This is a genomic window from Hymenobacter terrestris (genome assembly GCF_013377905.1).
GTDB classification, from domain to species: Bacteria; Bacteroidota; Bacteroidia; order Cytophagales; family Hymenobacteraceae; genus Hymenobacter; species Hymenobacter terrestris.
In genome coordinates, this window is the sequence record NZ_JABKAV010000004.1 from 73,004 (window position 1) to 99,490 (window position 26,487).

Sequence of the window (26,487 nt, forward strand, 5' to 3'; positions counted from 1 at the left end):
TTTACGAAGCGAGAGCAATATTTTGCGAGCGGCCCCGGGTCTTGCCAGTCTTCATCATGCTGTCATAACGACGCATGAGCAAGTAGCTCTTCACCTGGTTCATAGTATCCAGTACTACACCTACCATAATGATAAGTGAAGTGCCACCGTAGAACTGGGCAAAAGGACCGGTTACGCCAGCAACAGTGGCTATGGCAGGAAGAATAGCAATGATGGCAAGTGCTATGGCTCCGGGCAGCGTAATACGGGTCAGTACCTCATCAATGAACTCCGACGTATCACGGCCAGGCTTCACGCCGGGTATGAACCCGCCACTGCGTTTCAGGTCATCCGCAATCTGATTGGGATTGACGCTAATAGCCGTGTAGAAGTAGGTAAACACAACGATGAGTAGCCCGAACACGACGTTGTATACAACGTGATTAGGCTGGAACCAAGTCCCGATCATGGTAGCCGCCTCACTGTCCTTATTCCAAGCCGAAGCTGCAATAGCAGGTACGAACATCAGCGACTGAGCAAAAATGATCGGCATTACACCGGCCGCATTCACCTTCATCGGGATGTATTGGCGCTGCGAACTAAGAGAAGCAGCACCACCTACTTGCTTTGCGTACTGCACCGGAATCTGCCGCACAGCCTGTGTGAGGATGATAACGGCCATTACAACGAGGAACAACACAGCCATTTCAATCAGAAAAATCAACGAACCACGCATCGAGCGGGCTGTAGCTTCTCCGATTAAAGCACCCGGCAAGCGCGATACAATGCCAATCATGATCAGCATCGAGATGCCGTTGCCGATACCCTTGTCGGTTATTTTCTCTCCCAGCCACATACAGAACAGGGTTCCGGCCGTGACGATAAGAGCCGTCGAAACAGTAAAGAAAACACCTGGATTCATTATGGCTTCAGCATTTATGGTGGCAATAAAGCCTACCGATTGTGCTGCCACAATCGGAATCGTGAGGATGCGGGTATACTGACTGATTTTATTACGGCCTGACTCTCCTTCCTTCTGTAACTTCTGGAAGTAAGGCACTGCAATAGTTAGCAACTGCAATACAATGGAAGCAGAGATATAAGGCATAATACCCAACGCGAAGATGGACGCATGGCTAAAAGCCCCACCCAGCAACGTGTCGAGAATACCTAATACCCCACTTTGACCCGTGTCGAGGCGAGTAGGATCGATACCCGGCAGCACCACGAAGGAACCCAGCCGGTAGATGGCAATGAAAAAAAGCGTATTGAGAATCCGCGTACGCAGATCCTCAATCGCAAATACATTCTTTATCGACTCGATAAGTTTTTTCATTGCTGCTTTGATGCTTAAAGCGTCACTGCTTTTCCACCTGCCTTCTCGATGGCCTCAACAGCCGACTTCGAGAATGCGTGGGCGTGTACTTCCAGCGCCGTGGTGATTTCACCGCGACCTAGAACTTTGATTTTGGCGCTCTTCGAAGCCAGACCGGCATTTACGAAGTAAGCCGCGTCGAAAGTGGTAGCACCACCTTCCGCCAGAGCAGCCAGCACGTCAAGATTGACGGCTTTGTACTCGATGCGGTTGATGTTCTTAAAGCCAAACTTAGGAACCCGACGCTGCAGAGGCATCTGACCACCTTCGAAGCCCGATTTCTTGGAGTAACCCGAGCGGGACTTGGCACCTTTGTGACCACGCGTCGATGTGCCGCCGCGGCCGGAACCCGTACCACGACCCACGCGCTTTACATTGCGGGTGGAGCCGGTGGCGGGCTGGAGATTGCTGAGATTCATGTTCGGGAAATTCCTAGAGTTCGGTTACTTCCAATAGGTGCTGAACGGCTTTGATCATGCCAGCAATTTCGGTTGTGTTTTCCACAGTCCGGGTGCTGTTCATTTTGCCGAGGCCCAAGGCCTGCACGGTACGCTTTTGACGCTCTGGGCGGTCAATTACGCTTCTTACGAGTTTGATTTGGATCTGCGCCATCGTTCCTTATCCGTTGAAAACTTGGGCGAGAGTAATACCACGAGCCTGAGCAATTTGCATCGGGTCACGCATTTTCAGCAGGGCATCGAAAGTTGCCTTCACCACGTTGTGGGGGTTCGACGAACCTTTCGACTTAGCCAGTACATCTTTGATACCAGCGCTTTCGAACACGGCACGCATAGCGCCGCCCGCAATTACACCCGTACCAGCGGCGGCCGGCTGAACCAGCACAAAACCACCTGAGTACTTGCCTTCCATTTTATGAGGAACGGTGTGCTTGTACAGCGGCACCTTTACCAAGTTTTTCTTCGCGTCGTCAATGCCTTTAGCAATGGCGTCGGTTACTTCGTTGGCTTTGCCGAGGCCGTAGCCTACGGTGCCGTTGCCGTCACCTACTACCACGATGGCCGAGAAGCTGAAGCGACGACCACCCTTTACCACTTTGGCAACGCGATTGATAGCTACTACTTTCTCTTTCAGATCAGAATCGCCGGTACGCGAATCGTTGTCTTTGTTGCGGTCATTGCCGCCGCGACGGTCATTTCCACCACCACGAGGGCTATTGCCGCCGCGGTCGTTACCGCCACCACGAGGGCCGTTGTTAAATTCTGCCATGATGATAGATTAGAAATTGAGGCCGCCTTCGCGGGCTCCTTCTGCCAATGATTTTACGCGGCCGTGGTAGAGGTAACCGGAACGGTCAAATACCACTTTCGAAATTCCTTTTCCAGTAGCACGGACGGCAAGCTCTTTGCCGACTGCGGCGGCGAGGGCGACTCCGTTGCCCCCTTCCACCGAAACGTGCTTCGAGGAAGCAGACGCCAGCGTGTGGCCGGTAGTGTCGTCAATAATCTGAGCATAAATGCCCGTATTGCTGCGGAACACCGACAAACGCGGACGCTCGGACGTGCCAGCCACCTTAGTGCGGATGATGCGCTGGATCCGTTTTCTTCTAGTTGCTTTATCGAAAGCCATGGTGCGTTATTATTTCGAAGCTGTTTTACCAGCCTTACGACGAATCTGCTCACCCACGAAACGCACGCCTTTGCCTTTGTAAGGCTCAACTTTGCGCAACGAGCGAATCTTTGCGGCTACCTGACCCAGCAACTGCTTGTCGATGCTGGTAAGGGTAACGATGGGGTTTTTACCTTTTTCGGTAACGGCCGTAGCTGTTACTTCGGCTGGCAGGGCCAAGAAGATGTTGTGCGAGTAGCCCAGCGACAATTCGAGGGTAGTACCAGCCATAGCGGCTTTGTAACCTACACCAACCAATTCCAGCTTCTTCTCAAGGCCATTGCTTACGCCATCAATGGCGTTGTTCAGCAGCGAGCGGTACAGACCGTGCATGGCCTTGTGGCGCTTCTGCTCCGTGGGACGGGTTACCAGCAACTGGCCGTCCTCAGTAGCCACGTTAATATCGCGGTCTACAGGAACTACCAGAGTGCCTTTCGGGCCCTTCACGGTTACGTTGTTGTCTTTGCTCACTTCAATCTGCACGTTGTCGGGCAGGCTGATGGGCAGTTTACCAATGCGTGACATAGTTTCTGTTTCCTTTCAGATTAGTAAACGTAGCACAGCACTTCGCCGCCCACGTTCTCCGCCTTCGCCTCTTTCTCGGTCATTACGCCTTTCGACGTAGAGAGAATGGCGATGCCGAGGCCGCTGAGTACACGGGGCATGTTGCCAACGTGCGCGTACTGGCGCAGGCCGGGCGAGCTCACGCGCTGCAGCTTGGTAATAGCCGGCACCTTCGTGGTGGGGTTGTATTTGAGGGCGATTTTAATCGTACCCTGCACGGCAGCATCGTCAAAACGGTAGCTCTGAATGTAGCCCTTCTTGTAGAGCACTTTCGTAATCTCCTTTTTGATGTTGCTGGCCGGAATTTCCACCACCCTATGGTTTGCCTTGATGGCATTGCGTACCCGGGTTAGGTAATCGGCAATTGGATCTGTGTTCATTCGATTGTAAAAATGAAGCGCCCTTTTTTAGGGAGCCGCAAAGATAGGAAAATTTCGCCGCCACGGAAAGTGGTAACGAAATTTTCGGTTAAGACTACTCGGCTCGGCTTGTTACAGCTCGGCCAATGGTTTCTTTCGGCAACCTGCCAAATTTTTAGTATTGAGTGGCTAATAGTGAGTAGAGAGGTAATGAACAAATAATCCTAAAAGGGTCATCGTACGTCATCTATCTACTCACTACCAGCTCTCCAATACTGATACTTACCAGCTCGACTTGGTTACGCCGGGAATTTTGCCGGCGAGAGCCATTTCGCGGAAGCGTACCCGGCTGATGCCGAACTTACGCATGTAGCCACGAGGACGACCGTCAATTCTGTCGCGGTTGTGCAAGCGCACGGGCGACGCATTGCGCGGCAGTTTGTCAAGGCCTTCGTAGTCGCCGGCCGCTTTCAGGGCCTTGCGCTTCTCGGCGTAACGGGCAACGGTAGCAATACGCTTCCGTTCCCGTGCTTTCATGCTCTCCTTAGCCATTGTTTTCTTTCTTAGCGTTGGCGAATGGCATTCCGAAAGCCTTGAGCAATTCGTAGCTCTGCTCGTCGTTTTCGGCCGACGTCACGAAGGTGATGTCCATGCCGGCAATCGACTTGATCTTGTCAATCGAAATCTCCGGGAAAATGATCTGCTCCTTCACGCCCAGGGTATAGTTACCCCGGCCATCGAAGCCTTTGTCGTTGATGCCTTTGAAGTCACGTACCCGGGGAAGGGCAATAGTCAGCAAACGGTCAAGGAATTCGTACATCTGCTCACCCCGCAGGGTTACGCGGGCGCCGATTGGCATGCCCTCACGCAGCTTGAAGTTCGACACCGAACGCTTGGCGATAGTTGGAACAGCTTTCTGACCGGTGATGATGGTCAGTTCGTCTACTCCGTTATCCACCAGCTTCTTATCGGCAACTGCCGCGCCAATGCCGCGGTTGATGCAGATTTTGGTGATGCGTGGTACCTGCATGATGCTCTTGAACTGGAATTTCTCCTGGAGCGCAGGTACTACTTCGTTGTTATATTTCTCTTTGAAACGAGCCATGTCGGGAGCGGTTAGGCGTTAGCCGAGTCCACACGCTTCACGTTGCTCACGTGAATTGGGGCCTCGATCTTGGTGATGCCGCCCTGGGGGTTCTTCGCACTGGGTTTGTTGTGCTTGGTTGCCAGGTTCAGGCCTTCCACGATGACACGCTGGGTTGAACGGTTAACCGACTTAATGGTGCCGGTTTTGCCTTTCTCGTCGCCGGCAATCACCAGAACGGTGTCGCCGGTTTTCACGTGCAGTTTCGTAGGCGTTGCTTTTTTCGTTGCCATGATTAGATAACTTCAGGAGCCAGCGAAACAATCTTCATGAACTGGCGCTCACGCAACTCGCGGGCTACAGGGCCGAAGATGCGCGTACCACGCGGCTCGTCGTTATTGTTGAGCAGCACGGCAGCATTGTCGTCGAAGCGAATGTAGGAGCCATCCTTGCGGCGAACCTCCTTCTTCGTGCGAACAACAACAGCGCGGGAAACCGTGCCCTTTTTAGCATTGCCGGAGCCAATGGCCGACTTGATCGAAACGACAATCTTGTCGCCTACGCTGGCGTACTTCTTGCCCGTGCCACCGAGGACACGAATGCAAAGAACTTCTTTGGCGCCACTGTTATCAGCGACGGTCAGACGGGATTCTTGCTGTATCATCTTACTTGGCGCGTTCTAGAATTTCAACCAGTCTCCACCGCTTCAGCTTGCTGAGGGGGCGAGTGCTCATAATGCGCACCGTGTCGCCTTCGCCGCATTCGTTGTTCTCGTCGTGGGCCATGAACTTGGTCGACTTGGTAACGAATTTGCCGTAGATCGGGTGCTTCATCTTGCTTTCCACCATCACCGTGATGGACTTGTCCATCTTGGATGAGGTTACACGGCCGATGATTTCTTTGCGCAGGTTCCGCTCAGTGGTGGCGGCAGTGGCCTGCTGTTCTTCGTTGTTTGCCATCGTTAGTTAGCAGTGTTTGTAGCCTGCTCGTTTTCGCGACGCTTCAACTCAGTCTGCAGACGGGCGACATTTTTGCGGGCTTGCTTCAGACGGAGCGGGTTTTCCAGTGGCGAGATGGCGTGCGCAAAGCGCATTGTCTGGCCCGAGGTCTGCTCGGTCTTCAATTGATTTTTGAGGTCCTCTAATGAGAGGTTACGGATATCGGCGTTCTTCATCATTACTTGCTTTCTACGTAGTCACGACGAACAACAAACGACGTCCGCACCGGCAGCTTCTGAGCCGCAAGGCGCAGGGACTCCTGAGCTACTTCCAGCGTCACCCCGTCCGATTCGAACATGATGGTGCCAGGCTTCACGCAGGCTACCCAATATTCGGGTGAACCCTTACCCTTACCCATCCGCACTTCAGCAGGCTTCTTGGTAATTGGCTTGTCGGGGAAAATGCGGATCCATACTTGACCTTCGCGCTTCATGGCGCGGGTCATGGCGATACGGGCAGCCTCAATCTGGCGAGCCGTAATCCACGCTTGTTCCAGCGACTTGATAGCGAACGAACCGAAGTCGATGGAGCTGCCGCGATGGGCTAAGCCATGTATGCGACCCTTTTGCATCTTGCGATACTTGGTCCTTTTCGGTTGTAACATGAGATATACTGTCTTAAAATTCGAGAGAAAGGGAGAGGACTAGCGACGCGGTGCGCCACCGCCACGGTTGGCGCCACCGGCACCACCAGCACCCGGTCCACCTGGACCCCGACGCTGACCACCGGCTCCACCGCCACGGCTGTCGCCGCCTCGGTCGCCACCACGGCTGTCACCACCCCGGTCGTTCCGGTCGCGGCGTGGGCCACGCTCACCACGCGGACCACGGTCGTTGCGGCTGTCGCCACCCTGAGCGTTAGCGGGCTGCTGGTTGGGCGAGAGGTCGGGCTTACCGAACACCTCACCGCGCATGATCCACACCTTGATGCCGATCTTGCCATATACCGTCTGAGCTTCCGACAGGGCATAGTCGATGTCGGCGCGCAGCGTGTGTAGCGGCGTACGACCTTCCTTGTACTGCTCGGAGCGGGCGATTTCAGCCCCACCTAAACGACCACCGCACTGAATCTTGATGCCTTCGGCACCAACACGCATAGCAGCTTGGATCGACATCTTCATGGCGCGACGGAACGAAATTCGGGCAGCCAGCTGCTGGGCGATGCTCTCGCCTACCAGCTTGGCGTCCAGCTCAGGACGCTTAATCTCGAAAATGTTGATCTGAACGTCTTTGCCGGTGATCTGCTTCAGTTCGTCCTTGATCTTGTCCACTTCGGCACCGCCTTTACCAATCACTACGCCCGGACGGGCCGTGTTGATGGTAATGGTAACGCGCTTGAGCGTGCGCTCGATTACAATGCGGCTGATGCCACCCTTTGGAATACGAGCGTTGATGTATTTGCGGATCTTCTCGTCTTCAACCAGCTTGTCGGCAAAGTCCTTGCCGCCGTACCAGTTCGAGTCCCATCCTTTGATGACGCCCAGACGGAAGCCAACCGGATTTACTTTCTGTCCCATAGTGCTTATGCGGTGGCTTCTGCCTTGGTTTCAGTTGATTTCTTGGTGCTGCTGCGACGCGAGGCCTTCTTAGGAGCGTTGGCCGAAGCCTCCGTGTCCTTCGTCTCGGCGGCTTGCGTAGCGGCGACTTTGCTGCCGAGCGGCTCAACCTTCGAGTCAATGATCAGCGTCACGTGGTTGCTACGCTTGCGGATGCGGTGGCCACGACCCTGAGGGGCGGGGCGCAAACGCTTCAGCATGCGGCCTTCATCCACGAAAATCTCCTTGATGTAGAGATTGGCATCCTCGATGCGCTCGTCCTCATTCTTGAGCTGCCAGTTGGCCAGAGCCGACAGGAGCAACTTTTCGATACGAGGGGCACCCGAGTTGGCCTCAAACTTCAGCAGGCCGAGGGCCCGGGTCACTTTCTGACCACGGACCAGGTTGGCTACCAAACGCATCTTGCGCGGCGAGGTAGGCACGTTCCGGAGTTTAGCTACTGCTTCCATAATTAGCGCTTGCCTTTATCTTTCTTGGCGATATGGCCGCGGAAGTTCCGGGTCGGAGCAAACTCACCGAGTTTGTGTCCTACCATGTTCTCCGTGACATACACCGGGATGAACTTATTGCCGTTGTGAACAGCGAACGTGTGGCCAACGAAGTCGGGCGAAATCATCGAGCGGCGAGACCAAGTCTTCACCACCGACTTTTTGCCGGATTCTTCCATTGCCGTTACTTTCTTCTCGAGCCGGAAGTCAATGTACGGCCCTTTTTTTAGTGAACGTGCCATTGCTTACTTCTTGCCTTTACGGTTGACGATGAGCTGCTCGGAATACTTGTTCTTGTCACGGGTTTTCTGCCCTTTCGAGAAGATACCGTTACGGCTACGTGGGTGACCACCCGACGACTTGCCTTCACCACCACCCATTGGGTGATCGACTGGGTTCATGGCTACACCACGAACACGTGGGCGACGGCCCAACCAGCGGTTACGGCCAGCCTTGCCCAAGCGAACGTTCATGTGGTCGCCGTTGGAAACGGTACCAACCGTAGCCATGCAGGTTACGAGAACCATGCGCATTTCGCCGGAGGGCAGCTTCAGGGTAGCGTAACGGTCTTCGCGGGCTACGAGCTGAGCGTAGGTACCAGCCGAACGAGCCATAGCAGCGCCAGCACCAGGCTGTAGCTCGATGGCGTGAACGATGGTACCAAGCGGAATCTCGCGCAGGGGCAGGGCGTTGCCTACCTCAGGGGCCACTCCCGTACCCGAAACGATTACCGTACCCACAGCCAATCCGGCAGGAGCAATGATATAACGCTTCTCACCGTCGGCGTACTGCAGCAAAGCAATACGGGCGGTGCGGTTGGGGTCGTACTCAATCGTCTTCACCGTAGCAGGCACTGAGGCCTTGTCACGCTTGAAGTCGACGATACGGTAACGGGCTTTGTGTCCGCCGCCAATGTAGCGGTTCGACATTTTACCCGAATTGTTACGGCCACCGGAGTTTTTGAGGGGTGCCAACAGCGACTTCTCCGGCGTCGACGCAGTAAGCTCGTCGAAGGCCGGGGCGATGCGGAAGCGCTGACCCGGTGATGTTGGTCTTAGTTTTTTGAGTGCCATTACTCTTGCTTAAACTTTTGGCGGGAGATAAACTGGCTTACAGGCCGCTGTAGAAGTCGATGATGTCGCCTTCTTTCACGGTTACCACGGCCTTTTTGCCATGGGGCCGACGGCCCGAGATGGAGCCGCCTTTAGTGAACTTGGACTTCACCTTGCCAATGGTGCGCATCGTGCTGATGCTGGTGATTGTTACGCCGTACAGCTGCTCAATCTCCTTCTTGATCTGCACCTTGTTGGCATCGATGGCTACGTCGAAGGAATACTGTCCTTTGTCGTTGAGGCTGGTAGCCTTTTCCGTTACGATGGGTTTTTTCAGAATGCTCATTACTCAGCAGTGGTATAGAGTTGTTCCAATGCCGTCAGCGCATCCTCCGACAGCAAAAGCGTATCGGTGTTCAGCAGGTCGTGGGTATTGAGGGCTACCGGAGTAGCTACGCTCACGCGCTGAATGTTGCGGGCCGACAGGACTACGTTCTTTTCAACCGCACCCGTTACGAGCAGGGTCTTCTTGCCGTTGTTCAGCTTCAGGCCAGCCATGATGGCGACGAAGTCTTTGGTCTTAACGGCCGACATGGTGATGTTCTCCACTACCGATACCTTGCCGTCCTGAGCCAAAGTCGAGAGAGCCGACAGGCGGGCCAAACGCTTGGTTTTCTTGTTAAGCTTGAAGCCGTAGTCGCGGGGCTGGGGACCGAACATGCGGCCACCACCTACGAATACGCCCGACTTCATGGAGCCGGCACGGGCACCGCCGGTGCCTTTCTGCTTCTTCAGCTTCTTGGTAGTGCCGTGCACTTCGTTGCGCTGCTTCGACTTGTGCGTGCCCTGGCGCTGGTTGGCCAAGTACTGCTTCACGTCGAGATACATCACGTGCTCGTTCGGCTCGAGGCCGAAGATGGCGTCGGACAGGGTGACCTTACGGCCGGTGTCTTCGCCTTTGATGTTGATTACTGACAGTTCCATCTTGCTAGGTTATTTTTCCAGGACCACGAAAGAGTTCTTGGCACCGGGAATCGAGCCGCTCACCACGATGAGGTTTTTGTCGGCTACAATGCGCATAACCTTCAGGTTCTGCACTTTCACCCGGTCGTTGCCCATACGGCCACCCATGCGCATCCCTTTGAATACGCGCGAAGGCCACGAGCAGGCACCAATGGAGCCGGGGTGACGAGCCCGGTTGTGCTGACCGTGAGTCTGACCACCAACACCGGCGAAATTGTAGCGCTTTACAACGCCCTGGAAACCCTTACCCTTCGACGTTCCGACAACATCCACGAATTCGCCTTCGGCGAACAGCGAGGTGTTGATTTCGCTGCCGGCAGCAAAGCTGGCGGCGTCCTCGGTGCGGAACTCAACGAGTTTTTTCTTAGGAGTGGTTCCGGCTTTAGCGAAATGACCAGCCAAGGGCTTGGTCGTGTTCTTCGCTTTTTTCTCGCCGTAACCGAGCTGGATGGCTAGGTAGCCGTCCGTTTCGATGGTCTTAACCTGCGTCACTACGCACGGACCCGCCTCAATGAGCGTGCAGGGAATGTTCTTCCCGTCCGGAGTGAAGAGGCTTGTCATACCGATTTTTTTACCGATGATGCCAGGCATTCAATTGGGGTTTTAAAAAAAGACACACTCGAAAACGCCCGCGTGGCATTTTCGCAAATGGAGTGCAAAGCTAGGAATTTGTAGCCGCAATATCTAAGGTGGCTCCGAAATATTTTCAGAGTTAGATAGTTAGCTTGTCTTTTCAGTCCTGAATTACCTATCCTCTAAGCAGGGGTCAGTCAATAGACACAGCGACAAGATAGTTCCTCCCCTCCTGCCCCAATGCCAGTTGGCAACCAATTATCCGTTCAACCAAAAACGCCCCACTGCCTCCGAAGAGACGATGGGGCGTTCAGGTTAATCAGCTAATTGAAATCCGGTCCTCAGACTTTGATTTCAACGTCAACACCGCTAGGCAACTCCAGCTTCATCAGGGCATCTACCGTCTTCGACGAAGTCGAGTAGATGTCCACGAGGCGCTTGTAAGTGCAGAGCTGGAATTGCTCCCGGCTCTTCTTGTTCACGTGGGGCGAACGGAGCACGGTGAATTTTTCCTTTTTGGTGGGCAGGGGAATCGGACCGCTAACGATAGCGCCCGTAGCCTTCACCGCCGTCACAATCTTCTCCGACGATTTGTCCACTAGGTTGTGGTCGTAGGATTTGAGCTTGATGCGAATTTTCTGATTCATGTCGATTTGAGTGAAAGCGGGTTAGCGGATAGCGTTGCCCTTCTGCTTGGCGATGATGGCTTCAGCAAGGTTGGTAGGCACCTGATCGTAGTGCGAGAACGTGAGCGAAGCTGAAGCCCGACCCGATGTAATCGTACGCAGCGAGGTTACGTAGCCGAACAGCTCCGACAGCGGAACATCAGCCTTGATAACGTTGGCACCTGCCTTGGTGTCCATGCCCTTCATCAGACCCCGACGACGGTTAAGGTCGCCCGTTACTGAACCAGTGTACTCATCCGGCGAAACAACTTCAACCGCCATAATTGGCTCGAGCAGTCGTGGGCCAGCCTGACGGCCGGCTTCGCGGAAACCACCACGGGCGGCGAGTTCGAACGACAAGGCGTCCGAGTCAACGTCGTGGAAGGAGCCGAAGAACAGACGGACGCGCATTCCCTCGATTGGGAAGCCAGCCAACGGACCATTCTTCATAGCCTCTTCAAAGCCCTTCTGGATTGGCGCAATGAATTCGCGGGGGATTACGCCACCCGAGATATCATTCACGAACTCCAGACCTGGCTTCTCCGGATCGGTTACTTTTGGACCAAGCTCAAACTGAATGTCGCCGAATTTACCACGACCACCAGTCTGCTTCTTGTACGTCTCACGGTGCTCAACATTTTTGGTGAGTACCTCTTTGTAGGCAACCTGAGGAGCACCCTGGTTGATTTCCACCTTGAACTCGCGGCGCATGCGCTCGATGATAATTTCAAGGTGAAGCTCGCCCATGCCCTTGAGGACAGTCTGGCCCGTTTCTGGGTCGGTCTGTACCACCAAGGTGGGGTCTTCTTCCACGAGCTTGGCAATGGCCATGCCCATCTTGTCAACGTCGGCTTGCGTCTTGGGCTCGATGGCGTAACCAATAACCGGCTCAGGGAACGACATCGACTCAAGCACGATAGGGTGCTTCTCGTCGCTCAGCGTATCGCCGGTTTTGATGTCTTTGAAACCCACGCCGGCAGCAATGTCGCCGGCTTGGATACGCTCGATAGGGTTCTGCTTATTGGAGTGCATCTGCATCAGACGCGAGATACGCTCTTTCTTGTTCGTGCGGTTGTTATGCACGTACGAACCAGCCTCGAGCACACCACTGTAGCAGCGGAAGAAACACAGACGGCCCACGAATGGGTCAGTAGCAATCTTAAAGGCCAAGGCCGTGAAGGGCTCCGAGTTGTCGGGGTGACGCTCGATTTCTGCCTCTGTATCGGGGTGTTTACCGATAATGGGGGGCATATCGAGCGGCGAGGGCAGGTAGGCCATTACGCCGTCCAGCATCGTCTGTACACCCTTGTTCTTGAAGGCCGAGCCGCACATTACAGGCGAGAACTTCATGTCGATAACCGCTTGGCGGATAACGACCATCATTTCCTCACGGGTGATGGAGTCCGGGTCGTCGAAGAATTTCTCAAGCAGGGCGTCGTCGTACTCGGCTACGCTCTCGATGAGTTTCTGGCGCCACTCAGCTACCGTCTCCACGAGGTCCTCGGGAACGGGAATTTCGCTGAACGATTTGCCTTGGGTAGCGTCGTCCCATACAATGGCTTTGCCAGTGAGCAGGTCAACTACGCCCTTGAAGGTATCTTCAGCGCCAATCGGAATCTGAAGTGGAACGGGGTTAGCACCCAGCTTCTCCTTGATTTCGGCAACGGCCTTGAAAAAGTCGGCACCGGCACGGTCCATCTTGTTAACGAAGCAGATGCGGGGCACCTTGTACTTGTCAGCTTGGCGCCATACGGTCTCCGACTGGGGCTCAACACCCGATACAGCGCAGAACAGCGCTACAGCGCCGTCGAGCACGCGCAAGGAGCGCTCCACCTCCACCGTGAAGTCCACGTGGCCGGGGGTGTCAATCAGGTTGATTTTGTACTGCTTAGTGCTCTCTACCGGCTCGCCATTGGAGTCGGTTGGGTAGTTCCAGAAGGTAGTAGTAGCGGCCGAGGTAATGGTAATACCCCGCTCCTGCTCCTGCTCCATCCAGTCCATCGTGGCGCCACCGTCGTGAACTTCCCCGATTTTGTGGGTCTTACCGGTATAGTAGAGAATGCGCTCCGACGTGGTGGTTTTACCAGCATCGATGTGCGCCATAATCCCGATATTCCGGAGGTATTGCAGTTCTTTATTTACAGCCATTGGGTCAATAAGTGAATGAGTGAATCAGTGAATGTGTGCGGCGAATGAATAGTTCAGTTACTGAACCAGTCCTCATACCCACATTCGCTCATTCATCGGCTTAGAAACGGAAGTGCGAGAAGGCCTTGTTGGCTTCAGCCATCCGGTGGGTGTCGTCCTTTTTCTTGACGGCAGCACCTTCACCCTTAGCGGCGGCAATGATTTCGCCAGCCAGCTTGTCCTTCATGGTTTTTTCACCACGACGACGAGCGTACTGAATCAGCCACTTCGAACCTACGGCAATGCGACGGTCCGGGCGAACTTCGATCGGAACCTGGAAAGTGGCACCACCTACGCGGCGGCTCTTCACCTCCACGGTCGGCATCACGTTGTTGAGGGCTTTGCGCCACATCTCCACACCGCTTTCCTTGGTGCGGGCTTCTACCAGCTCGCAGGCATCGTAGAAAATGGTGTAGGCCAGGTTTTTCTTGCCGTCATACATCATGTAGTTGACGAACCGGGTTACCAGCGTCTCCTTGTACTTAGGGTCGGGCAGGAGGATGCGCTTCTTTGGTTTTGACTTTCTCATGAGAGTAGAAATGGGTTGCTGTAGCGGGAAAGTGGGATAAGAACCATGTGCTATCCAGCACTTCGCACTACCTCACCCGGCTTCAATTACTTTTTCTTCTTAGCGGGAGCACCTTTGCCGGCCGCGGCTGCCTGACCGGGCTTGGGGCGCTTGGCACCATACTTCGAGCGGCGCTGGGTACGGCCGCTTACGCCGGCAGTATCGAGGGCACCGCGAATAATGTGGTAACGCACGCCGGGAAGGTCTTTCACCCGTCCACCGCGGATCAGCACGATGCTGTGCTCCTGCAGGTTGTGGCCTTCGCCAGGGATGTAAGCGTTTACTTCTTTGCCATTGGTGAGGCGCACGCGGGCAACCTTACGCATAGCCGAGTTTGGCTTCTTAGGCGTGGTGGTGTACACCCGGGTGCAAACGCCGCGGCGCTGCGGGCACGAATCCAGGGCCGGCGACTTCGACTTCGTCGTCAGTTTCTCGCGGCCTTTTCGTACTAACTGGTTGATAGTAGGCATTTACGGAATTGGTTTGTCCAGGGAGGGTTCTCTCCCAAAAATTAGGCTTGCAAAGGTAGAAAAGTTGCGGACCAATAGCAAACGAGTTGAGATAGTTTGTTTTAGGAAGCCAAAGCGAGCTTACTCATAATGTCGTGCAGAGCGTAGCGAAGCATCTTGCGTGGTGGCGTTGCTATAGTGATCCTGATGTCAGCACGCGAGATGCTTCGCTGCGCTCTGCATGACATTATGCTGACGCCCTGCCCTTCTTAAACAGTTGTCTTGGCTTCTACCGCTACAGTAGAAGCCGGGACAACTGCCTTCAGTTCAATCCGGGTTTACGCTTCTCCCATTGTGCCGCCAAAACCCATTGGGTAAGCGGGCGTGTCCTGCTGGGCTTTGATGGAGCCGTTGGCCTGCTCGAACCGCTCAATATTCTCGGCCAGGGCCGCCTGCAAACGCTTGGCGTGCTCGGGCGTGAGAATGATGCGCGACTTCACTTTGGCCTTAGGCACCCCCGGCATCAACCGGATAAAGTCAATCACGAATTCGCTGCTACTATGGGCAATCATGGCTAGGTTGGCGTACTCGCCCTCGGCCATCTCCTCCGATAACTCAATGTTGATGGCGTTTGGATCCTGCGGCTGGACCGCGTCGGTGTTCTGGGGTTCGGTGGGTTGGTTCATAGGAAGAGGAGATGTAAAAGGGCTGGCCCATATTCTCGTGGCCGGTATCAAAGCTACCACAAAAGAAAAAGCCGACCAGATTGCTCTGGTCGGCTTCTCTTATTTACTTACTTCCGCAGATTACTCTGCCGAAACTTCGCGCTTGGCGCGCGACGGGCGCTTGGTAGGTGCGGCAGCCTCTTCGGCTTTGGCGGCTTGGGCAGCTTCCATCTCTTCCTTCGAGCCCACAATCTGGCGAGTGTACTCGCGCAGACCGGTACCGGCCGGGATGAGGTGGCCCACAATTACGTTCTCCTTGAGGCCCAGCAGTTCGTCGGCCTTGCCACGGATGGCGGCTTCCGAGAGCACCTTGGTCGTCTCCTGGAAGGAAGCGGCCGAGATGAACGACTGGGTGCCCAACGATGCCTGGGTGATACCCTGGAGCGTCGGGCGGGAAACGGATGGCTGGGCGTCGCGAACTTCGACCAGCTGCAGGTCGCGACGGCGCAGGCTGCTGTTCTCATCGCGCAGGCGACGAGCCGTTACAATCTGGCCGGGCTTGAAGTTGCTCGAATCTCCGGCAGTCGTTACCACCTTCATGTCGATGATGGTATCGTTCTCCTCCATGAAGATCAGCTTATCAATTACCTGATGCTCGAGGAACGACGTGTCGCCGGCGTCGAGAATCACAACTTTCTGCATCATCTGGCGAACTACCACCTCGATGTGCTTATCGTTGATTTTCACACCCTGCAAGCGGTACACTTCCTGAATCTCGTTCACCAAGTACTCCTGCACCGCGCCCGGACCCTGAATGCTCAAGATGTCGGACGGCGTAATGGCACCATCGGAGAGCGGCGCACCGGCCCGGATGAAGTCGTTGTCCTGCACCAGAATGTGCTTGGACAGCGGCACCATGTACTTCTTCTTGACACCGTCTTTCGACTCGACAAAGATTTCACGGTTACCACGCTTCACGGTGCCGTAAGTTACCACACCGTCGATTTCGGCCACTACGGCCGGGTTCGACGGATTGCGGGCCTCGAACAGTTCCGTTACGCGGGGCAGACCACCGGTAATGTCGCGGGTTTTGCCCACGGCACGCGGAATCTTGGCCAGAATCTGACCAGCCTTGATTTTCTGGCCGTTCTCCACGTTCAGGTGGGAACCTACCGGAATGCTGTAGCCCTTCTGCCCCTCCTCGTCGCCCTTTTTGCCGGGGCGCACGATGATGGCGGGGTTCTGGTCTTTAGCCGACTTGGATTCGATAATCACCTTCTCGCGGTGACCCGTCTGCTCATCCGACTCCTCGCGGTAGGTTACCCCGTCCGTGATGGCGTCATACACAATGGTACCGTCGAACTCGGCCAGAATAACGGCGTTGTAGGGGTCCCAGTTGTTGAGCTCCTGGCCCTTCTCAACCTCCTGGCCCTCTTTTACGAGCAGGAACGAACCGTAAGGCACGTGATTCGAGATGAACACTTTGCGGGTTTCCTTGTCCACGATGCGGATTTCGCCCGAACGACCCATCACCACGCTCATAGCCTCGCCATCGGCGTTGGCCGTGTCCACGGTGCGGATGTCTTCGAACTCTACCACGCCCGCGAACTTGGCGCGGATGCTGGCTTCTACTGCAATGTTGGAAGCTGTACCACCTACGTGGAAGGTACGCAGCGTGAGCTGGGTACCGGGCTCACCAATCGACTGGGCAGCAATTACACCTACTGCTTCACCGCGCTGGACCATACGGCCCGACGACAGGTTACGGCCGTAGCACTTGGCGCAGATACCACGCTTGCTCTCACAGGTTAATACCGAGCGAATCTCCACCGACTCGATGCTGGTAGCATCCACGCGGCGGGTAATTTCCTCAGTGATTTCATAACCGGCTTCAAGGATAACCTCGTCGGTGAGCGGGTCCACGATATCGTGTACTGCCACGCGACCCAGGATACGCTCGGCCAAAGGCTCCACGATGTCCTCGTTATCCTTCAGCGCGAAGGTTTCGATACCGCGCAACGTGCCGCAATCGGGCTCGTTCACGATAACGTCCTGCGAAACGTCTACCAGACGACGGGTCAGGTAGCCGGCGTCAGCCGTCTTCAGAGCCGTGTCGGCCAGACCCTTCCGAGCGCCGTGGGTCGAGATGAAGTACTCAATTACATCCAGACCTTCTTTGAAGTTGGACAGAATTGGGTTTTCAATAATCTCACCAATCGAACCCTGCAGCGACTTCTGTGGCTTAGCCATCAGACCCCGCATACCGCCGAGCTGACGAATCTGCTCGCGCGAACCACGGGCACCGGAGTGCATCATCATGTAAATCGAGTTGAAGCCCTGGTCCTCCTTTTCGAGGCGACCCATGAGGGTTTCAGTGATTTGGTTGTTGATGCGCGTCCAGATGTCAATAACCTGGTTGTAACGCTCGTTGTCGGTAATCAGACCCATCTGGTAGTTCTGGGTTACCGCGGCAACGTCGGCCTGCGCCTGCTTGATCAGCTCGTCCTTCTCCTTTGGAATCTGGATGTCGCCCAGACCCATCGACAGACCACCTTTGTAAGCCGACTGGAAACCCAGCGTCTTGATGTCGTCGAGGAACTGTGCAGTGCGGGCCATGCCCGTACGCTTGAACACCATCGAGATGATCTGCTGCAGCTTTTTCTTGGTCAGCAGCTCATCCACGAAACCTACTTCGGCGGGCACGAGCTGGTTGAAGAGCACACGACCGGCAACGGTTTCGATAATTTTCGTTACGAGGTTATCGTCCTCATCGCGAATCGGGGTCCGTACCTTAATATAGGCATGCTTCGAAAGCTGGCCTTCGTTAAGAGCAATTACCACTTCCTCGTCGGAGTAGAAAACCCGGCCTTCGCCCTGGATGCTTTCGCCTTCAGTGCTGCGCTTGCCTTTGGTTACGTAGTACAGACCCAGAACCATGTCCTGCGACGGTACCGCGATGGGCGCGCCGTTGGCTGGGTTTAGGATGTTGTGCGAAGCCAGCATGAGCATGGAGGCTTCCAGAATAGCAGCCGGGCCTAGGGGCACGTGCACAGCCATCTGGTCACCGTCGAAGTCAGCGTTGAAGGCCGTACAAACGAGCGGGTGCAGCTGGATAGCCTTGCCCTCGATGAGGCGCGGCTGGAACGCCTGGATACCCAGACGGTGAAGCGTTGGAGCCCGGTTGAGCAATACTGGGTGGCCTTTCAGCACGTTCTCCAGGATGTCCCATACCACGGCGTCCTTGCGGTCCACGATTTTCTTGGCCGACTTCACCGTTTTTACGATGCCACGCTCGATGAGCTTGCGGATGATGAACGGCTTGAATAGCTCGGCTGCCATGTTCTTGGGCAAACCGCACTCGTGCAGCTTCAGCTCGGGGCCTACCACGATAACCGAACGACCGGAGTAGTCGACACGCTTACCGAGCAGGTTCTGACGGAAGCGGCCCTGCTTGCCTTTCAGCATATCGGACAGCGACTTCAGGGCGCGGTTGCCTTCGGCACGCACGGCATTCACCTTACGCGAGTTGTCGAAGAGCGAATCCACGGCTTCCTGCAGCATGCGTTTCTCGTTCCGCAGAATTACTTCCGGCGCCTTGATTTCAATCAGGCGCTTGAGGCGGTTGTTGCGGATGATAACGCGACGGTACAGGTCGTTCAGGTCGGAGGTAGCAAAACGGCCACCGTCGAGCGGAACGAGTGGGCGCAACTCCGGCGGAATTACAGGCACCATGCGGATAACCATCCACTCGGGCTTGTTCTCCACGCGGGTAGCGGCGTCACGGAAAGCTTCCACTACGCGCAGACGCTTCAACGCTTCAGCCTTACGCTGCTGCGAAGTTTCAGTGGCAGCAGAGTCACGCAACGAGTAGCTCAGCTCATCAAGATTAATGCGCTCGAGCAGCATTTGCAGCGCCTCGGCACCCATGCGGGCGATGAACTTGTTCGGGTCATCATTCGGCAACATCTGGTTCTCCCGGGGGAGCTTGTCGATGATGTCGAGGTATTCGTCTTCGGTCAGGAAGTCAAGCTGCTGCACGCCTTCCTCAGCCAGAGTACCTGGCTGCACCACGGCGTAGCGCTCGTAGTAGATAATCTGGTCGAGCTTCTTGGTGGGCAGGCCCAGCAGGTAGCCGATTTTATTGGGCAGCGACTTGAAGTACCAGATATGCGCAACGGGCACCACCAGTTCGATGTGGCCCATCCGCTCCCGGCGAACTTTCTTCTCGGTCACCTCCACGCCGCAACGGTCGCAGATAATACCCTTATAACGGATGCGCTTATATTTGCCGCAGTGGCACTCCCAGTCCTTTACAGGACCGAAAATCCGCTCGCAGAACAAGCCGCCCATCTCGGGCTTGTACGTCCGGTAGTTGATAGTCTCAGGCTTGATCACCTCGCCGTTCGACCGCTCCAGAATGGATTCGGGCGAGGCCAGCGAAATGGTCACTTTTGAGAAGTCCTGGACCAGTTTCTTGTTTTTTGCAAACGCCATGTAGGGAAGCTGTTAGCTGTTGGCTGTTTATCTGTCAGGGAAAACCCACGCCGCTTAAGCGAGGCGGAAATACCATAACAGCTCGACTCTGCTAAAAGTGCTCTGCCAGTCGGATAGGTACGCCGGGCAGTAGATTTTCGTCAGGTCTGATGGGTAACCACTCCGGTTTTAGCAAACCGAAGCTTAGTGCGGCCGTTCCCGCCGGGCTTGTGTGTCGTGCTGACCGTATCTCGGCACGACGCCGGTGGCGGAGGAGCCACTCCTTTAACATCCGAAGTGGGAGCTACCGTCGGCAAACCGGCCGTAGCTCCCTTTCCGAATAATTAGTCAAGCGTAATCTCCAACGCCAGACCACGCAGCTCGTGGATGAGCACGTTGAACGACTCGGGAATGTTGGGTTTGGGCAGGATATCGCCTTTTACAATGGCTTCGTACGCCTTGGCCCGGCCTACCACGTCATCCGACTTTATCGTCAGGATTTCCTGGAGCACGTTGGAAGCGCCGAAGGCTTCCAGCGCCCACACTTCCATCTCGCCGAAGCGCTGACCACCGAACTGGGCCTTACCACCCAGTGGCTGCTGGGTAATGAGCGAGTACGGTCCGATCGAACGGGCGTGCATCTTGTCGTCCACCAGGTGACCCAGCTTCAGCATATAGATAACACCCACCGTTACCGGCTGGTCGAACTTCTGACCCGTCAAACCGTCGTGCAGGTACGCACGACCCCAGTCGGGCAGACCGGCTTCGGTCAGTTCCTTGGCTACTTCGTCCTCGGTCGCACCGTCGAAAATCGGGGTAGCGTAGGTACGGCCCATTTTCAGGCCGGCCCAGCCGAGTACGGTTTCGTAGATCTGACCGATGTTCATCCGGCTTGGTACACCAAGCGGGTTGAGCACGATGTCCATTGGGGTGCCGTCGGGCAGGAAAGGCATGTCCTCGTCGCGCACGATCCGGGCTACTACTCCCTTGTTACCGTGGCGGCCGGCCATCTTATCACCCACCTTCAGCTTGCGCTTCTTGGCGATGTACACTTTGGCCAGCTGAACGATGCCGGCGGGCAGCTCGTCGCCAACCTCCAGCGTGAACCGCTCGCGCTTGAAGCGGGCCGTTACCACGTTGCGGCGCTTGGCGTAGTTCTTCACCAAGTCGCCCACCATGCCGTTGATGCGGGCATCAGCTGTCCAGCCGTCCAGCACGAGGTCCTTGAACAGGTTGGCCTCCTCTGGCACGGCGTAGTTGCTCTCGTCGCGGTAGGGGTTCTTGTCGGGGAACAGGTTTTCAGTCACGTTCTTCTTGCCGAATTTCACGCCTTTCGACATGATTTCCTCACCGAACTTGTGCTTAATGCCCTGCGACGTCTTGCCTTCGAGCAGGCTGATCATCTTCTCCACCATGATGGCGCGGATGCCGCGCAACTCGCGGCCATACGCCTCCTTCAACTCCTCTACTTCCTTCTTCGACTTGGCCCGCAGGTTTTTGTCTTTTTTCGGACGCGAGAACAGCTTAGTGCCGATAACAACACCCTGCAACGATGGTGGCGCTTTCAAGGAAGCGTCTTTCACGTCGCCGGCTTTGTCGCCGAAAATGGCGCGGAGCAGCTTCTCTTCCGGGGTCGGGTCGGTTTCGCCCTTTGGCGTAATCTTACCGATCAGAATGTCGCCTTCCTTCACCTCGGCACCCAAACGGATTACGCCGTTGTCGTCGAGGTTACGCACGGCTTCTTCGCTCACGTTCGGAATCTCCGAGGTCAGCTCTTCTTCGCCGCGCTTGGTTTCGCGCACTTCCAACTCAAACTCCTCAATGTGAATCGAGGTGAAGATGTCGTCGCGCACTACTTTCTCCGAGATGACGATGGCATCCTCGAAGTTGTAGCCCTGCCATGGCATAAATGCCACCTGCATGTTGCGGCCCAAGGCGAGTTCGCCCTTGTTGGTACCGTAGCCTTCGCACAGCACCTGGCCCCGCGTTACCCGCTCGCCCTTCTTCACGAGAGGCGTCAGGTTGATGCAGGTATCCTGGTTGGTGCGACGGAACTTGATGAGGTCGTAGGAAATCCGCTCAGCGTCAAAGCTTACGAGGACTTCGTCAGGCGTGAGGTCGTACTTTACCACGATGCGGTTGGCATCCACGTAATCGACAACACCAACACCTTCCGATACTACCAGCGTACGCGAGTCGGTAGCTACGCGGCCTTCAAGGCCGGTACCCACGATGGGGGCTTCAGCTTTCAGCAGCGGAACCGCCTGACGCTGCATGTTCGAGCCCATCAGTGCCCGGTTGGCGTCATCGTGCTCCAAGAATGGAATCAGCGAAGCAGCAACCGACACAATCTGGTTCGGGGCTACGTCCATGTAACTGTATTCGTCGGGACCAACCACGGGGAAGTCGCCTTCAAAACGGCCTTTTACGAGGTCGTTAATGAACTTACCATCATCGTCGATCAAGGCGTTGGCCTGGGCGATGTGGTGGGTGTCTTCTTCCTCAGCGGTCAGGTACTTCACGTTCTCCGTCATGTCCACCTGGCCGTTGGCGGCCGTGCGGTATGGCGTTTCGATGAAGCCCATCGAGTTCACGCGGGCGTGCACGCACAGCGACGAAATCAGACCAATGTTAGGTCCTTCCGGCGTTTCGATGGTGCAAAGACGGCCGTAGTGGGTGTAGTGAACGTCCCGTACTTCGAAACCGGCACGCTCCCGCGACAGACCTCCTGGCCCGAGTGCCGATACGCGACGCTTGTGCGTCACCTCGGCCAGCGGGTTCGTCTGGTCCATGAACTGAGAGAGCTGGTTCGTACCGAAGAACGAGTTAATAACGCTCGACAACGTACGGGCGTTGATCAGATCAACTGGCTTGAAGTCCTCGTTGTCGCGCACGTTCATGCGCTCCTTAATGGTACGGGCCATGCGGGCCAGACCCACGCCAAACTGGGCGTAGAGCTGCTCGCCTACCGTACGCACCCGGCGGTTACTCAAGTGGTCAATGTCATCGACAATGGCCTTCGAGTTGATCAGACCGATGAGGTACTTCACGATGAGCACGATGTCCTCGTTGGTCAGCACGCGGGCCTCCCAGTTGGTCTCGATGCCCAGTTTCTTATTGATGCGGTAGCGGCCTACGTCGCCAAGGTCGTAGCGCTTGTCTGAGAAGAACAGCTTCTGGATAATGTCGCGGGCAGTTTCTTCGTCGGGCGCTTCGGTGTTCCGCAGCTGACGGTAGATTTGCTCCACAGCCTCCTTCTCCGAGTTGGAGTTATCCTTCTGGAGGGTATTGTAGATGATAGCGTAGTCCGCGATGTTCACGTTCTCGCGGTGCAGAATCACTGACTTCGCCCCAGCATTGAGGATGATGTCGATGTCCTCCTCCGAAATCTCGGAATCGCGCTCCATCAGCACCTCGTTGCGGTCGATGGAAACTACTTCGCCGGTGTCCTCGTCCACGAAGTCCTCCGTCCAAGTGCGCAGCACCCGGGCAGCCAGCTTACGGCCAACCGCTTTCTTGAGGTTCTTCTTGTCAGCCTTCACCTCCTCCGACAGCCCGAACAGGTCGAGAATGTCTTTGTCGGTGCCGTAGCCGATGGCGCGCAACAGCGTGGTCACCGGGAATTTCTTCTTCCGGTCGATGTAGGCGTACATCACGTTGTTTACGTCCGTGGCAAATTCAATCCACGAACCCTTGAACGGGATAATACGAGCCGAATACAGCTTGGTGCCGTTGGTGTGCTTGCTCTGGGCAAAGAACACGCCCGGCGAGCGGTGCAGCTGCGACACGATAACGCGCTCAGCACCATTGATAACGAACGAGCCCTTTTCGGTCATGTAGGGAATATTTCCCAAGAACACTTCCTGCTCAATCGTTTCAAAATCTTCGTTGTCCGAGTCATTGCAGACCAGCCGAAGCTTGGCCTTCAGCGGCACGGAGTACGTCAGACCCCGGTCAATGCACTCGTCAACCGAGTACTTAGGCGGGTCAACGTGGTAATCGAGGAAGGTCAGAACGAAGTTTTCGCGCGAGTCCGAAATCGGAAAATTCTCGGCGAATACTTTGAAAAGGCCTTCATCGGTCCGGTTCTCAGCAGCCGTTTCCAACTGGAAGAAATCCTTGAACGAGCGCACCTGCACGTCGAGGAAATCCGGGTACTCAATAACCTTTTTAATCTTGGCGAAGTTGATCCGCTCGTCAGCAGCCTGCAATTTTTGCAGCCCTGTCGGCACCTGAAGTGCTTTCGGTTCTTTCGATGTAGCCAATGTATGTGGGGTTAGGAAATGGAGACTGGGAGAATCCAGGCCAGGCTGAAAACACGGTTAGCAGCTTGGCAAACTATTTTAAAATAAGCGGACACGCCGAAGCGCAAAGCACTACTAGTAGCAATTTGCGCTGGACCATCCGTAGCCGCGAAAAGCCGCAAAGCGGCGCGTAAACGAACTTCCGACTAGTTTGTTGCCTACAAACAGGAAAAGACCTGGCTTAGTTGCCAGGCCTCTCCTAATTTGTTGGCTCTTAGAGCGGGCCGCAGAGATTACTTAACCTCTACTTCTGCACCAGCTTCTTCCAGCTGCTTCTTCAGGCCGTCGGCCTCATCTTTCGAAACACCTTCCTTAACGGCCTTTGGAGCACCGTCAACGAGTTCTTTGGCTTCCTTCAGGCCGAGGCCGGTCAGGTCCTTCACCAGCTTCACAACAGCCAGTTTCTGGCCACCGGCAGCTTTCAGGATTACGTCGAAAGCCGTCTTCTCCTCAGGAGCGTCAGCAGCAGCGCCACCGCCGCCAGCCATCATCATCGGAGCAGCAGCAGCTGGCTCGATGCCGTACTCGTCCTTCAGGATAGTAGCCAGTTCGTTTACTTCTTTTACCGTCAGGCTAACGAGCTGCTCGGCGAATGCTTTCAAATCTGCCATTTCTGTAGATTGTTAAAAAGGGGGGGTTGTTGAAGAAAATTTATACTTGAAAAAGATGAGCAGTGGTTAGCCTGCAACCTCTTCTTTTTCGGAAAGCGTTTTGAGGATGCCAGCCAGCTTGGTACCGCCGCTCGAAAGAGCCGAGATAACATTTTTGGCGGGCGACTGGAGCAGACCGATGATTTCACCGATGAGTTCCGTCTTACCTTTCAGCGTGGCAAGCGTGCCGAGCTGGTCGTGACCGATGTAGATGCCAGCATCTACATAAGCACCTTTCAGGGCTGGGCGAACAACGGCCGTTTTGCTGTAGTTCTGAGCCTTGTGAAAGTCCTGAATCAGCTTGGCCGGAGCGTTGCCCGACTCTTTCGAGAACAGGATGCCCGACTGGCCTACCAGTGCTGCGTCCATCTCCGAGGTGTCTACCTCGAGGGTATCGAGCGCCTTGCGGATGAACGTGTTCTTGTACACCTTGAACTCCAGGCCACGGTTGTAGCACAACCGGCGGAATTCGTTGATTTTCGCCACCGACATTCCCGAAGCATCGGCAATGTAGAACGCGTTGTGCGATTGAAACTTCTCGCTCAACTCGTCGACGAGGGCTTGTTTTTCTTCCCGGATCATACGTCGTGTTGATTAAGGTTAAGCGGAAGTTACCGACGTGTCGACCGGTACGCCGGGCGACATCGTGCTCGAGAGCGTGATGCTCTTGATGTAGGTGCCTTTAGCCGAAGAAGGCTTCAAACGCAGCAGCGTCTGGATTACCTCGATGGCATTTTCAGCCAGCTTCTGGTCGTCAAACGACACCTTGCCAACCGAGCAGTGGATGATACCGGTTTTGTCAACTTTGAAGTCGATTTTACCAGCCTTCACTTCCTGCACCGCTTTGGCAACATCAGTCGTAACCGTGCCCGACTTAGGGTTTGGCATCAGACCACGGGGACCCAATACGCGGCCCAGACGGCCCACTTTGGCCATAACAGCCGGCATGGTGATGATTACGTCGATGTCAGTCCAGCCTTTCTCGATTTTGGCGATGTAGTCGTCCAGACCAACGAAATCAGCACCGGCTGCAGTAGCTTCGGCTTCTTTGTCGGGCGTTACGAGAGCCAGAACGCGAACGGTTTTGCCAGTGCCGTGGGGCAGCGTAGCAACGCCGCGCACCATCTGGTCGGCTTTGCGAGGGTCAACACCCAAACGAACGTCGATATCTACCGAGGCGTCAAATTTCGTGTAGGTGATATCCTTCACGACTTTGGCCGCATCAACTAGTGTCCGAATTTCGGTCAGGTCATGCTTGGCAAGGGCTTCCTTGCGTTTTTTGCTAGTTGCCATGTCTTCCGTTGTTTAAATTATGCAGCGAAAGGAGAAGCACCTGACACGGTGATGCCCATGCTCCGCGCTGTGCCAGCAACCTGCTTCATGGCCGACTCAATCGCGAAAGCGTTCAAATCGGGCATTTTGGTTTCAGCAATAGTGCGAACCTGGTCCCACGTAACCGACCCTACCTTGTTCCGGTTAGGCTCTTTCGAACCGCTCTGGAGCTTGGCGGCGTCCTTCAGCAGAACGGGCACCGGGGGGGTCTTCACCACGAAGTCGAACGACTTGTCGGTGTACATGGTGATGAGAACAGGACAAACTTGGCCGGCCTTATCCTGGGTGCGAGCGTTGAACTGCTTGCAGAATTCCATGATGTTAAGGCCTTTGCTACCAAGTGCAGGTCCAACCGGCGGTGCGGGGTTCGCAGCGCCTCCCTTTATCTGAAGCTTCAGATAACCTCTAATTTCCTTGGCCATTTGGTTTCTAAGGCTTCGGATGCCGCGACGTAACTCGCATCATCCTCAGTTTTTCAATTGCTCCGAAGTGGAAGCACCACCGGCCCGGAGCGGATA

Annotated in this window: 31 protein-coding genes and 1 pseudogene; all 32 read right to left on the bottom strand. The window is 55.4% G+C overall.

Going from position 1 to position 26,487, the window contains the following annotated elements:
- Position 1 precedes the first annotated feature (1 nt).
- The 32 genes and pseudogenes from secY to rplK all read right to left on the bottom strand — a co-directional run bounded on the left by secY (position 2) and on the right by rplK (position 26,391).
- Positions 2 to 1,315 carry a preprotein translocase subunit SecY gene (secY, locus tag HW556_RS02570; protein WP_176897696.1) on the bottom strand — a complete coding sequence of 438 codons (1,314 nt, stop codon included), beginning with the start codon at positions 1,313 to 1,315 and terminating at the stop codon, positions 2 to 4.
- A 14-nt stretch (positions 1,316 to 1,329) separates the two neighbouring features.
- Positions 1,330 to 1,773 (bottom strand): 50S ribosomal protein L15, encoded by a 444-nt coding sequence (gene rplO, locus HW556_RS02575; protein ID WP_176897698.1) that lies wholly within the window; start codon positions 1,771 to 1,773, stop codon positions 1,330 to 1,332.
- Between the two features lie 13 nt (positions 1,774 to 1,786).
- A complete protein-coding gene (gene rpmD, locus HW556_RS02580) occupies positions 1,787 to 1,966 on the bottom strand; it encodes a 50S ribosomal protein L30 (RefSeq protein ID WP_176897700.1) in 180 nt (59 codons plus the stop codon).
- A gap of 6 nt (positions 1,967 to 1,972) precedes the next feature.
- A complete protein-coding gene (gene rpsE, locus HW556_RS02585; protein WP_246289498.1) occupies positions 1,973 to 2,581 on the bottom strand; it encodes a 30S ribosomal protein S5 in 609 nt (202 codons plus the stop codon).
- A 9-nt stretch (positions 2,582 to 2,590) separates the two neighbouring features.
- Positions 2,591 to 2,941: a 50S ribosomal protein L18 gene (rplR, locus tag HW556_RS02590; RefSeq protein ID WP_116939097.1), complete on the bottom strand. Its 351-nt coding sequence runs from the start codon at positions 2,939 to 2,941 to the stop codon at positions 2,591 to 2,593.
- A gap of 9 nt (positions 2,942 to 2,950) precedes the next feature.
- Positions 2,951 to 3,505, bottom strand: a complete 555-nt coding sequence (gene rplF / locus HW556_RS02595) for a 50S ribosomal protein L6 (RefSeq protein WP_176897702.1) — start codon at positions 3,503 to 3,505, stop codon at positions 2,951 to 2,953.
- Between the two features lie 20 nt (positions 3,506 to 3,525).
- Entirely contained in the window at positions 3,526 to 3,924 is a 399-nt protein-coding gene (rpsH, locus tag HW556_RS02600; RefSeq protein ID WP_088462454.1) for a 30S ribosomal protein S8, read from the bottom strand.
- A 261-nt stretch (positions 3,925 to 4,185) separates the two neighbouring features.
- On the bottom strand, positions 4,186 to 4,455 hold the full coding sequence (gene rpsN / locus HW556_RS02605) for a 30S ribosomal protein S14 (protein WP_176897704.1): 270 nt from the start codon (positions 4,453 to 4,455) through the stop codon (positions 4,186 to 4,188).
- Positions 4,448 to 5,008: a 50S ribosomal protein L5 gene (gene rplE / locus HW556_RS02610; protein ID WP_116939098.1), complete on the bottom strand. Its 561-nt coding sequence runs from the start codon at positions 5,006 to 5,008 to the stop codon at positions 4,448 to 4,450. The genes rpsN and rplE overlap by 8 nt, the downstream gene beginning before the upstream one ends.
- Positions 5,009 to 5,034: 26 nt before the next feature.
- A pseudogene (rplX, locus tag HW556_RS02615) lies at positions 5,035 to 5,280 on the bottom strand (50S ribosomal protein L24); the annotation flags it as partial.
- 2 nt (positions 5,281 to 5,282) lie between these two features.
- Complete coding sequence (gene rplN / locus HW556_RS02620) at positions 5,283 to 5,651, bottom strand: 50S ribosomal protein L14 (protein ID WP_116939099.1); 369 nt, start codon at positions 5,649 to 5,651, stop codon at positions 5,283 to 5,285.
- Position 5,652: 1 nt separating this feature from the next.
- A complete protein-coding gene (gene rpsQ / locus HW556_RS02625; protein ID WP_176897706.1) occupies positions 5,653 to 5,946 on the bottom strand; it encodes a 30S ribosomal protein S17 in 294 nt (97 codons plus the stop codon).
- 2 nt (positions 5,947 to 5,948) lie between these two features.
- Positions 5,949 to 6,161, bottom strand: coding sequence for a 50S ribosomal protein L29 (gene rpmC / locus HW556_RS02630; protein WP_176897708.1), 213 nt, complete (start codon positions 6,159 to 6,161; stop codon positions 5,949 to 5,951).
- Positions 6,162 to 6,163: 2 nt separating this feature from the next.
- The gene (gene rplP, locus HW556_RS02635; RefSeq protein ID WP_116939101.1) at positions 6,164 to 6,589 is read right to left on the bottom strand and encodes a 50S ribosomal protein L16; all 426 of its coding nucleotides are present in this window, start codon (positions 6,587 to 6,589) and stop codon (positions 6,164 to 6,166) included.
- A 39-nt stretch (positions 6,590 to 6,628) separates the two neighbouring features.
- A complete protein-coding gene (gene rpsC, locus HW556_RS02640; protein ID WP_176897710.1) occupies positions 6,629 to 7,501 on the bottom strand; it encodes a 30S ribosomal protein S3 in 873 nt (290 codons plus the stop codon).
- Between the two features lie 5 nt (positions 7,502 to 7,506).
- The gene (gene rplV, locus HW556_RS02645) at positions 7,507 to 7,989 is read right to left on the bottom strand and encodes a 50S ribosomal protein L22 (RefSeq protein WP_176897712.1); all 483 of its coding nucleotides are present in this window, start codon (positions 7,987 to 7,989) and stop codon (positions 7,507 to 7,509) included.
- Positions 7,990 to 7,991: 2 nt separating this feature from the next.
- Positions 7,992 to 8,270 (bottom strand): 30S ribosomal protein S19, encoded by a 279-nt coding sequence (gene rpsS / locus HW556_RS02650; RefSeq protein WP_088462464.1) that lies wholly within the window; start codon positions 8,268 to 8,270, stop codon positions 7,992 to 7,994.
- 3 nt (positions 8,271 to 8,273) lie between these two features.
- On the bottom strand, positions 8,274 to 9,101 hold the full coding sequence (rplB, locus tag HW556_RS02655) for a 50S ribosomal protein L2 (RefSeq protein WP_176897714.1): 828 nt from the start codon (positions 9,099 to 9,101) through the stop codon (positions 8,274 to 8,276).
- 37 nt (positions 9,102 to 9,138) lie between these two features.
- On the bottom strand, positions 9,139 to 9,426 hold the full coding sequence (gene rplW, locus HW556_RS02660) for a 50S ribosomal protein L23 (protein ID WP_019946172.1): 288 nt from the start codon (positions 9,424 to 9,426) through the stop codon (positions 9,139 to 9,141).
- Positions 9,426 to 10,064 carry a 50S ribosomal protein L4 gene (gene rplD, locus HW556_RS02665; RefSeq protein ID WP_116939105.1) on the bottom strand — a complete coding sequence of 213 codons (639 nt, stop codon included), beginning with the start codon at positions 10,062 to 10,064 and terminating at the stop codon, positions 9,426 to 9,428. Before rplD ends, rplW begins: the two co-directional genes overlap by 1 nt.
- A gap of 9 nt (positions 10,065 to 10,073) precedes the next feature.
- Entirely contained in the window at positions 10,074 to 10,694 is a 621-nt protein-coding gene (rplC, locus tag HW556_RS02670) for a 50S ribosomal protein L3 (RefSeq protein WP_176897716.1), read from the bottom strand.
- A 323-nt stretch (positions 10,695 to 11,017) separates the two neighbouring features.
- Positions 11,018 to 11,323, bottom strand: a complete 306-nt coding sequence (rpsJ, locus tag HW556_RS02675) for a 30S ribosomal protein S10 (protein WP_019946175.1) — start codon at positions 11,321 to 11,323, stop codon at positions 11,018 to 11,020.
- Positions 11,324 to 11,344: 21 nt separating this feature from the next.
- Positions 11,345 to 13,489, bottom strand: coding sequence for an elongation factor G (gene fusA, locus HW556_RS02680; protein WP_176897718.1), 2,145 nt, complete (start codon positions 13,487 to 13,489; stop codon positions 11,345 to 11,347).
- A gap of 100 nt (positions 13,490 to 13,589) precedes the next feature.
- A complete protein-coding gene (gene rpsG / locus HW556_RS02685; protein WP_019946177.1) occupies positions 13,590 to 14,057 on the bottom strand; it encodes a 30S ribosomal protein S7 in 468 nt (155 codons plus the stop codon).
- Between the two features lie 86 nt (positions 14,058 to 14,143).
- Positions 14,144 to 14,566, bottom strand: a complete 423-nt coding sequence (rpsL, locus tag HW556_RS02690; protein ID WP_092767962.1) for a 30S ribosomal protein S12 — start codon at positions 14,564 to 14,566, stop codon at positions 14,144 to 14,146.
- A gap of 317 nt (positions 14,567 to 14,883) precedes the next feature.
- Positions 14,884 to 15,231 (bottom strand): DUF3467 domain-containing protein, encoded by a 348-nt coding sequence (locus HW556_RS02695; RefSeq protein ID WP_176897720.1) that lies wholly within the window; start codon positions 15,229 to 15,231, stop codon positions 14,884 to 14,886.
- 120 nt (positions 15,232 to 15,351) lie between these two features.
- A complete protein-coding gene (rpoC, locus tag HW556_RS02700; RefSeq protein WP_176897722.1) occupies positions 15,352 to 19,704 on the bottom strand; it encodes a DNA-directed RNA polymerase subunit beta' in 4,353 nt (1,450 codons plus the stop codon).
- 323 nt (positions 19,705 to 20,027) lie between these two features.
- Positions 20,028 to 23,894 (bottom strand): DNA-directed RNA polymerase subunit beta, encoded by a 3,867-nt coding sequence (gene rpoB, locus HW556_RS02705; protein WP_246289499.1) that lies wholly within the window; start codon positions 23,892 to 23,894, stop codon positions 20,028 to 20,030.
- 326 nt (positions 23,895 to 24,220) lie between these two features.
- The gene (gene rplL, locus HW556_RS02710) at positions 24,221 to 24,598 is read right to left on the bottom strand and encodes a 50S ribosomal protein L7/L12 (RefSeq protein WP_176897724.1); all 378 of its coding nucleotides are present in this window, start codon (positions 24,596 to 24,598) and stop codon (positions 24,221 to 24,223) included.
- 66 nt (positions 24,599 to 24,664) lie between these two features.
- Positions 24,665 to 25,219 carry a 50S ribosomal protein L10 gene (rplJ, locus tag HW556_RS02715; RefSeq protein ID WP_176897726.1) on the bottom strand — a complete coding sequence of 185 codons (555 nt, stop codon included), beginning with the start codon at positions 25,217 to 25,219 and terminating at the stop codon, positions 24,665 to 24,667.
- 18 nt (positions 25,220 to 25,237) lie between these two features.
- Positions 25,238 to 25,930 (bottom strand): 50S ribosomal protein L1, encoded by a 693-nt coding sequence (rplA, locus tag HW556_RS02720; RefSeq protein ID WP_092767950.1) that lies wholly within the window; start codon positions 25,928 to 25,930, stop codon positions 25,238 to 25,240.
- Between the two features lie 17 nt (positions 25,931 to 25,947).
- Positions 25,948 to 26,391 carry a 50S ribosomal protein L11 gene (rplK, locus tag HW556_RS02725; RefSeq protein ID WP_176897728.1) on the bottom strand — a complete coding sequence of 148 codons (444 nt, stop codon included), beginning with the start codon at positions 26,389 to 26,391 and terminating at the stop codon, positions 25,948 to 25,950.
- Between the last annotated feature and the right edge of the window lie 96 nt (positions 26,392 to 26,487).